General features: G+C 68.7%; 7 protein-coding genes. 2 read left to right on the top strand and 5 right to left on the bottom strand.

The features are described 5' to 3' along the window. The coding region (nusA, locus tag V7050_RS16820) for a transcription termination/antitermination protein NusA (RefSeq protein ID WP_324410877.1) at nucleotides 1–712 on the bottom strand (712 nt) is incomplete at its 3' end. Continuing rightward, nucleotides 709–1299, bottom strand: a complete 591-nt coding sequence (gene rimP / locus V7050_RS16815) for a ribosome maturation factor RimP (RefSeq protein WP_324365244.1) — start codon at nucleotides 1297–1299, stop codon at nucleotides 709–711. The genes rimP and nusA, both read right to left, overlap by 4 nt. Before the next feature lie 375 nt (nucleotides 1300–1674). On the opposite strand from rimP, the gene V7050_RS16810 reads away from it, so the two are divergent. Beyond that, nucleotides 1675–2748, top strand: a complete 1074-nt coding sequence (locus V7050_RS16810) for a trypsin-like serine peptidase (protein ID WP_324365245.1) — start codon at nucleotides 1675–1677, stop codon at nucleotides 2746–2748. Between the two features lie 9 nt (nucleotides 2749–2757). On the opposite strand, the gene V7050_RS16805 is transcribed toward V7050_RS16810, so the two are convergent. From V7050_RS16805 to V7050_RS16795, 3 genes are all read right to left on the bottom strand, one after another. After that, the gene (locus tag V7050_RS16805; protein WP_324365246.1) at nucleotides 2758–3027 is read right to left on the bottom strand and encodes a hypothetical protein; all 270 of its coding nucleotides are present in this window, start codon (nucleotides 3025–3027) and stop codon (nucleotides 2758–2760) included. A gap of 118 nt (nucleotides 3028–3145) precedes the next feature. Continuing rightward, nucleotides 3146–3829 (bottom strand): FkbM family methyltransferase, encoded by a 684-nt coding sequence (locus V7050_RS16800; RefSeq protein ID WP_324365247.1) that lies wholly within the window; start codon nucleotides 3827–3829, stop codon nucleotides 3146–3148. A gap of 213 nt (nucleotides 3830–4042) precedes the next feature. Continuing rightward, nucleotides 4043–4666, bottom strand: coding sequence for an SCO family protein (locus V7050_RS16795; protein WP_324365248.1), 624 nt, complete (start codon nucleotides 4664–4666; stop codon nucleotides 4043–4045). A gap of 215 nt (nucleotides 4667–4881) precedes the next feature. On the opposite strand from V7050_RS16795, the gene V7050_RS16790 reads away from it, so the two are divergent. Continuing rightward, the coding region (locus tag V7050_RS16790) for a PAS-domain containing protein (RefSeq protein WP_324410875.1) at nucleotides 4882–6597 on the top strand (1716 nt) is incomplete at its 3' end.

Here is a 6597-nt window from a genome sequence, read left to right as displayed (position 1 = left end):
GGCTGCCGGGATTGGGGGGCGCCGCCTTGATCTCGATGACGCCGTCGTAGATTTCGGGAACCTCCATCTTGAAGAGCTCGGCGAGGAACTCCGGCGCGGTGCGGCTCAGGAAGACCTGCGGGCCGCGGACCTCGTGGCGCACGTCGCGGATAAGGGCGCGCACGCGATCCCCATTCCTGAACGCCTCGCGCTGGATCAGCTGGTCGCGGCGGAGGATCGCCTCGCCGCGGCCGACGTCGACGATGACGTTGCCGTATTCGGTGCGCTTGACGATGCCGTTGATGATCTCGCCGACCCGGTCCTTGAACTCCTCGTACTGGCGCAGGCGTTCGGCCTCGCGCACCTTCTGCATGATGACCTGCTTGGCCGATTGCGCCGCGATCCGGCCGAAGTCCATCGGAGGCAGCGAATCGGTGAGGTAGTCGTCGAGCTCGGCGTCCGGCTTGATGGCGCGGGCGTCCTCGAGCGTCAGTTCGGTGAAGTGGTTCTCCACCTCCTCGACCACATGCCGGTATCGCGTCATGAAGAGCTCGCCCGACTTGCGGTCGATCTTCGCCCGGATGTCGTATTCCGCTCCGTAGCGCGAGCGCGCGGCCTTGCCGAGCGAATCCTCCATCGCCTCGATCACGAGGGACGGATCGATCATCTTCTCCCGGGCGACCGCATCGGCGATCTGCAGCAGCTCGAGCCGGTTGGCTGACGTCACGCTCATTCTGTTTCCTCACCTTCGTCGGAGGTCTCGGTTTCGTCGTCTTCTTCGACATCGTCGAAATCGCCGGGGTCGAACCCCTGCGCCCGGCGCCCGGCGAGGCTTTCGGCAATCAGCGCGTCGGTCAGCACGAGCTTGGCGTCGGCGATCAGCCCGAAATCGAGACCGATCGTCCCTTCCGCGATCGCGAGCAGGACCTCGCCGTCCTCGACGCCCTCCAGCGTGCCGCTGAAGCGCCGGCGCCCGTCGATCAGCTCGGCGGTCTCGATCTTGACCCGGTAGCCCTCGTAGCGCTCGAAATCCTTCGGCCGGGTCAGCGGCCGGTCGATGCCGGGGCTGGAGACCTCGAGCACGTATTCGCCCGCGATCGGATCCTCCACGTCGAGCACCGCCGAGACCGCGCGGCTGATCTTCGCGCAATCCTCGACCTCGATGCCGCCCTCGGGCCGCTCCGCCATGATCTGCAGCGTCGCGCGCTTGCCGCCCATCAGCCGCAGGCGCACCAGCTCGAATCCCAGACCCTCGACGGTCGGGGCGACGATGCCGGCGAGACGCCGGTCGATGGCGGCCTTGGCGACGAGATCGGCCAAACGAGGCTCCCAGGGCACAAAAAAACGGGCGCGCGGCCCGTTGAAACTCTCCGGTGGAAGGCCGACCCGAGGATCGACCTGCCGCTGATGAGCGCGATATAGGCCGACGGAGGCGGGGATGCAAGCGCAATCGGCCGACGTTCCGGTCGCGCTCGCTTGCAATCAATCGCTTGGCGTGTTAATAACTGCGCACCGGTCGTATTGTGACCGGCAGATCAGACCGTTCCATTTTTCGCTTGAACGGTCGTGACCAAGACGGCTCGAACTATCTGGAGCCAGATTCTCCCGACTGGGCCGGCCCTTTTGCCTAGGCCGGGCCATTCAACGAGTCCTCTTTACAGGCCGAGTTTCCGGTCTCTTATCGGAGTACCCATCATGACTTACGTTTCCCGCGACACTCTCAAGCCCGGCCCGGTCGAAGTCTCCGGCTTCGACCGCGAATCCGATGGCGCCGAAGGGCCGACCACGCCGGCGCCCGGTGGGCACGGCCATGGCGGCGGCGCAGCCGGCGACACGATGAACGAACTGCTCGCCCGGTTCCACGCGTTCGAACGCGCCGAGGAAGCGAAGATCCCCGAAGGGATGGACGGACACGAGATCGATTCCGGCACCGGTGTCGAACCCGAGGCGGGCAATCTCGACGAGATCGCCGACGGAAGCGAAGGCAGTCCGGCCACCGCCGGCGAGGCGCGCTATGAATCGGCCGGCGGCGAGCCCGCGCTCGAGGTCCAGGGCTATGCGCCCGAGATCGGCGAATTCGGCGGCGAGAACTACGAGGTCGTCTTCGGCAACGACGACCGGGTGCAGGTCGGCAATACCACGACCTATCCCTGGCGCACGATCTGCAAGCTGGAGATCACCGCGGCCGACGGCGCGCGCTTCGGCTGCAGCGGCGCCATGATCGGCCCGCGCACGGTCCTGACCAACGGGCATTGCGTGTTCATGCACGATCACGGCGGCTGGGTGCGCAACATCCGGGTCATCCCGGGCAAGAACGGCGCCTCCGAGCCCTTCGGCTCGGCGGTCAGCACCTTCTACCACAGCGTCAAGGGCTGGACGGAGAGCCAGAGCTCGAACTACGATTACGCCGTCGTCGTGCTGCCCTCGAACGCCAAGCTCGGGAACACGACCGGTTGGATGGGACTCGCCAATCTCTCCTTCACCAGCCTGCTCGGCCTCCGGGTGAACAATTCCGGCTACCCCGGCGACAAGCCCTCCGGCACGCAATGGTGGAATGCCAACAACGTGCTGGCGGTCACCGGCCGGCGGCTGTTCTACCGGCTCGACACCTTCGGCGGGCAGAGCGGCAGCCCGGTCTGGCGCTTCCGCGACAACCAGCGCCACATCGTCGCCGTGCACAATACCGGCGGTCCGGTGTTCAACGGCTCGGTGCGGCTGGTGAAGCCGGTCTTCGACAACCTGATCGGCTGGAAGAACCAGTACACCTGATCGCCCGCGTCAGCCGCCGAGGTGAAGGCGCCCTTCGTGCACCACGCCGGAGAGCGTCACCGCCTCGGCGGTCCATTTCACGCCTTCGGCCTCGCGGAGGCCCGGCAGGGCCGCGTCGGCCAGCCCGACGAGGTCCATCCGGGCGCCGCCGCATTGCGGCGGCATCGATTCGAGCAGCTCCGAGCAGAGCACCGGGGCCTGCCCGGAAACGAGGAGAACGAACCCCGTCACCGCCGCCCTGCTTCCCGAAGCGAGCGCCGCAGCCGTCGCGACATCCATGGCAGGCCCTCCACTCCCCGGCATTCCGGCGGGAAACCATCTCCGGCGCGATCGGTTCCCGCGCGCCGGCACCGCCGGTCAGGCTAGGGGCCGCCGGGGCGGCCGGCAAGCCCCGCGCCTACCCGGCATAGGGCCGCAGCACGTCTGCGGGCCCGACCTTGCGGAACAGCACGACGCTGCCCACCGAATGCCGGGGATCGTAGACGAAGCCCTGCTCGGCCAGGGTCGTGAAGAGACTGGCCACGCCGGAGAGGCCGGTGACGTGGTCGTGGAGCTCGAGGAAGATCCGGTCGACCTCCGCGAGATCGGCGCCCTGGAAGAGCATGCTCTCCGCGCCCTCCACGTCGCAGACGATCAGGCTGATGCCTTCGGCGCGCAGCAGATCGTTGAGATTCGTGGTCGGGACCTCGAGCGTCCCGACATAGGGGTTGGGTGCCGCCATCAGCGACCCCATCCAGAAGTCCCGACGCAGGTAGAAGGTCATGCTCTCGACCGGCTCGTTGGTCAGCACCGCGTTGAGGCGCCGCACCTTGCGCACCCGGTTCGCGCGGTGCAGGCGCGTCATGTAGTCCATCAGCCGCGGATTGGCCTCCACCGCGAGCACGCTCGCGACCCGGCGTTCGCGCGAGAGCAGCGTCGAGATGAAACCGATCCCCGCGCCGATCTCCAGCACCCGGTCGCCGGGCTGCACGATCCGCGGGATCTGCTGGCCTTCCTCGGTCTCGAAGCGTCCTTCGAGCATCGCGCGTCGAATTGCCGGGGTGATGATGGCGGGATCGTCGGGAATCACGACGCCTGCCACATTCAGATACGCCTTCTGCGTATAGTCAAGAGCGAGAGAATCGTCCATAGGTTGAATTAGGCAAGATTCCGCTCACGAGTCTACGGCGTCATTCTCCCTTTGGTTGACAAGTTGCCATAGTGCCACAGGCGACGCGCGAGTCGGCGGCATCGCCCGGCCGGGCGATTCGCTTTCCGGGATTTCCGAACGGCGCGAGGCCGGCGGTCGCCGCCCTCAGAGCTTTCCGGCGAAGCAGGCCACGCGGTCCGCGAGATCCTCGGCGCCGACATCCGAGCCGAAGAACTCGAGGAACCCGAATTCCGGCGCCATGAGATAGGTGAAGGTCGAATGATCCATCATGTAATATTCCGGATCGTCGCCGGCCTTGCGGAAGTAGACCCGATAGGCGTCGGCGGCCGCCTTCACCTCCTCCGGCGAGCCGGTCAGCCCGAGGAGGTCGGGATGGATCGATGTGGTGAAATCCGCCATCGCCTCCGGCGTGTCGCGCTCCGGGTCGATCGAGACGAAGACCTGCCCGAGATCGACGCCGCGCTCGGCGAGGATATCCGCGGCCACGGCGTTGCGCGACAGATCCGTCGGGCAGAAATCGGGGCAGAACGTATAGCCGAAATAGACCAGCGTCGGCCCGGTGATGACGTCGGCATCGGTCACGCGGGCACCCGAATCGCTGGTCAGCGTGAACGGCCCGCCGATGGTCGCGGCACCGGTCGCCGCCACGGACTGGCGGCAATCGGCGAAACGGTCGCCGCCCTCGGCGCCCATGAACCACGCCCAGCCCGCCGCGAGCCCGAAGATCGCGGCCGCGGCCGCTGCGAAGAGCACGAACATTCGGGTCATCGCACCGGATCCTCCTCCCGCCAATGATCCCATCTGGCATGGCCGGACCCGGGCATCAAGCCGCCCGCCCCGCGCCTGCGCGCCGCGCCCCGGTCGCAGGTGGTGCGCCGCTGCGTCGCGGGGCGCACGGCGCCGCCGCAGAGGGGCAGGGTTAAGACTTCCTTAAGCGCTTGCGCCCTCTCATCGCGGCGCAGCCACCCCGAAGGCGGAACGCGATGGATCTGTCCTCCCTTCTCCCGTCCGAATGGCCGACCGCCCTCGGCCTGCTGCCGCCCCGCGAGACGGTCACGGCGGCCCTCGTCAGCGCCACGGCGACGCTGGCGCTGATCGCGGTCTTTGCCCGGCGCCTGCCGCTCGGCCGCCCTTCCGCACCGGGCGCCGCCGAGGCGCCCTCCGCCGCGGGTGCCTGCGACTTCCTGCTCAACGGCTCGAGCGTGAAGCCGCTCAGCGAGCCGGCCCGCGCGCTCCTCGAGGATCTGGGCCAGTCGCCCTCGCGCATGGCCGCGCTTTCGGCACATCTGTCGCGCGATTGCCCGGAGGTGCAGGCGAAGATCGAGGCGCTGGTGCTCTACGGCACGGGCTTCCGCATCCATTGCACCCGGGCGGACGGCTCGGTCTACGAGGTGGTCGGGCAGGCCCGCGGCGGGTCGGGGCATCTCTCGATGCGCCAGCCGAGCGACGATGCCCGGGCCCTGCAGGAGGCACAGACCGCGCTCCAGCGTGCCGGCGAGGAGGCGCGCTTCCTGCGCGACGTGCTCGACGAGGCACCGGTCCTCGCCTGGAGCCTCGCCCCGGACGGCCAGATCGCCTGGGCCAATGCCGCCTATCGCGAACGCTTCGACCCGGCGGCGGAGGGGCTCCCGGACCATCGCATCGCCAACGGCTTCGGCCATGTGCTCGACGAGGTGCCGCTGACGACCCGCGGCGACGAGAGCCGGCGCCGCGTCTCGGTGCCGGGGCGCGAGGACGGCGAGGCCCGTTGGTACGAGATCTGCCAGAGCCCCGGCCCCGGCGGCACAGCGATCGGCTATGCGCTGGAGGCCGACGACCTGGTGGCCGCCGAGGCGAGCCTGCGCCGCTTCGTCGAGACGCTGACCGAGACCTTCGCGCATCTGCCCATCGGCCTCGCGGTCTTCGACAAGAACCGCCGCCTCGGCCTCTTCAACCCCGCGCTCACCGATCTGGTGAAGATCGACGCGGTCTGGCTCGCCGGCCGACCTTCCCTGCGCGACTTCCTCGAACGCCTGCGCGAGACCCGGCAGATGCCGGAACAGAAGGACTTCGCCGCCTGGCGGCGCAAGCTCGGCGAACTGGAGGAGGGCGCGCGCGACGGCACCTACGAGGAGAACTGGGTGCTGCCCTCGGGCAAGGTCTTCCGCGTCACCGGGCGGCCGCATCCGCAGGGAGCGCTCGCCTTTCTCTTCGAGGACATCTCGACCTCGATCATGCTGGAGCGCAAGTATCGCTCGGAACTCGAGCTCAGCCAGGCGACCCTCGACCGGCTGACCGAGGCGGTGGCGGTCTTCGACGCCTCCGGCAGCCTGGTCTTCGTCAATTCCGCCTTCGAGCAGCTTTGGGGCCTCGAGCCGATGGAACGGCTCGACGGGCCGGGGGTGGGCGAGATGACCGGCCTCTGGGCGGCGCGCTGCGACCCGAGTCCGGCCTGGGCGCGGCTCGCCGAATTCGCCACCGCCGCCGAGACCCGCGGCAGCTGGACCGCGCCCATCGCGATGCACGACGGCCGTGCGCTGCGCATGCTGGTCGCGCCCCTGCCCGACGCCTCGGCGCTCGTGCTCTTCCGCGACCTGACCGGCGAGGCGGCCGAGGAGGATGGGCTGCGTGAAGAGCTCCGGCAGAGTGGCGGGGATGCGGTGATCGAGGACCTCGCGCTCGAGCAGATCCGGCTTCCCGTCGAGACGGCGGTGCGCCAG

The sequence above is a fragment of the Amaricoccus sp. genome, from assembly GCF_036846665.1.
Taxonomy (GTDB): domain Bacteria; phylum Pseudomonadota; class Alphaproteobacteria; order Rhodobacterales; family Rhodobacteraceae; genus Amaricoccus.
The sequence above is the reverse complement of the archived record's forward strand: the minus strand, read 5'-3'. Positions and strand labels throughout refer to the sequence as shown.

What these genes read in the sequence shown, in the direction of transcription:
- V7050_RS16810 (WP_324365245.1), top strand. Translation starts at nt 1,675, where the DNA reads ATGACTTACGTTTCCCGCGACACTCTCAAGCCCGGCCCGGTCGAAGTC.
- V7050_RS16805 (WP_324365246.1), bottom strand. Translation starts at nt 3,027, where the DNA reads ATGGATGTCGCGACGGCTGCGGCGCTCGCTTCGGGAAGCAGGGCGGCG.
- V7050_RS16795 (WP_324365248.1), bottom strand. Translation starts at nt 4,666, where the DNA reads ATGACCCGAATGTTCGTGCTCTTCGCAGCGGCCGCGGCCGCGATCTTC.